Raw genomic sequence first — 1,137 nt, forward strand, 5'->3', positions numbered from 1 at the left:
GTTGAGGAGAATGTAATTGACGCTTCAATTAATGAATCGGGTGAACGTGATGCAGTTCGGCGTCTTCACCGTGGGTGATGTCACTCCCGACCCCACCACCGGTCGCACGCCCACCGAACACGAACGGATCAAGGCGATGGTCACCATCGCCCTCAAGGCCGAGGAGGTGGGTCTGGACGTCTTCGCCACCGGCGAGCACCACAACCCGCCCTTCGTTCCCTCCTCGCCCACCACCGTGCTCGGCTGGATCGCCGCCCGTACCGAACGCCTGATCCTGTCCACCGCCACTACCCTGATCACCACCAACGACCCGGTGAAGATCGCCGAGGACTACGCGATGCTCCAGCACCTCGCCGACGGCCGGGTCGACCTGATGCTGGGACGCGGCAACACCGGTCCGGTGTACCCCTGGTTCGGTCAGGACATCCGCCAGGGCATTCCGCTGGCGATCGAGAACTACGCCCTGCTCCACCGCCTGTGGCGGGAGGACGTGGTCGATTGGGAGGGGCGTTTCCGCACCCCTCTGCAGGGCTTCACCTCCACCCCGCGCCCACTGGACGGTGTCCCGCCCTTCGTTTGGCACGGCTCCATCCGAAGCCCCGAGATCGCGGAACAGGCGGCCTACTACGGCGATGGTTTCTTCGCCAACAACATCTTCTGGCCGAAGGAGCACTTCCGGCGTCTCATCGACCTGTACCGCAGGCGGTGGGCCCACTACGGGCACGGCACGCCGGAACAGGCGATCGTGGGACTCGGGGGACAGGTCTTCATGAGGAGGAACTCGGGCGACGCGGTGCGGGAGTTCCGCCCCTACTTCGACAACGCCCCCGTCTACGGGCACGGCCCCTCGCTGGAGGAGTTCACCGAGCAGACGCCGCTGACCGTGGGCAGCCCCCAACAGGTCATCGAGAAGACCCTCACCTTCCGCGAGAGCTTCGGTGACCATCAGCGTCAACTGTTCCTCATCGATCACGCGGGCCTGCCGCTGAAGACCGTTCTGGAGCAGTTGGACCTCCTGGGCGAGGAGGTCGTTCCCGTACTGCGCCGGGAATTCGCCGCACGTCGGCCGGCCGGTGTCCCCGAGCCGCCTCGCCATCCCGCCGCCCCGGTCCCCGCCGGTACCGGCGGGGACTGAGA

Annotated in this window: 1 protein-coding gene; it reads left to right on the forward strand. The window is 66.3% G+C overall.

Annotated features, from left to right (window positions below):
* Nucleotides 1–49: 49 nt before the first annotated feature.
* Nucleotides 50–1,135, forward strand: coding sequence for an LLM class flavin-dependent oxidoreductase (locus FNQ90_RS24145; protein WP_182608285.1), 1,086 nt, complete (start codon nucleotides 50–52; stop codon nucleotides 1,133–1,135).
* Nucleotides 1,136–1,137 lie beyond the last annotated feature (2 nt).

Origin of the sequence: Streptomyces alkaliphilus, assembly GCF_014141535.1 — a bacterium.
Taxonomy (GTDB): domain Bacteria; phylum Actinomycetota; class Actinomycetes; order Streptomycetales; family Streptomycetaceae; genus Streptomyces; species Streptomyces alkaliphilus.

What these genes read in the sequence shown, in the direction of transcription:
- FNQ90_RS24145 (WP_182608285.1), top strand. Translation starts at nt 50, where the DNA reads ATGCAGTTCGGCGTCTTCACCGTGGGTGATGTCACTCCCGACCCCACC.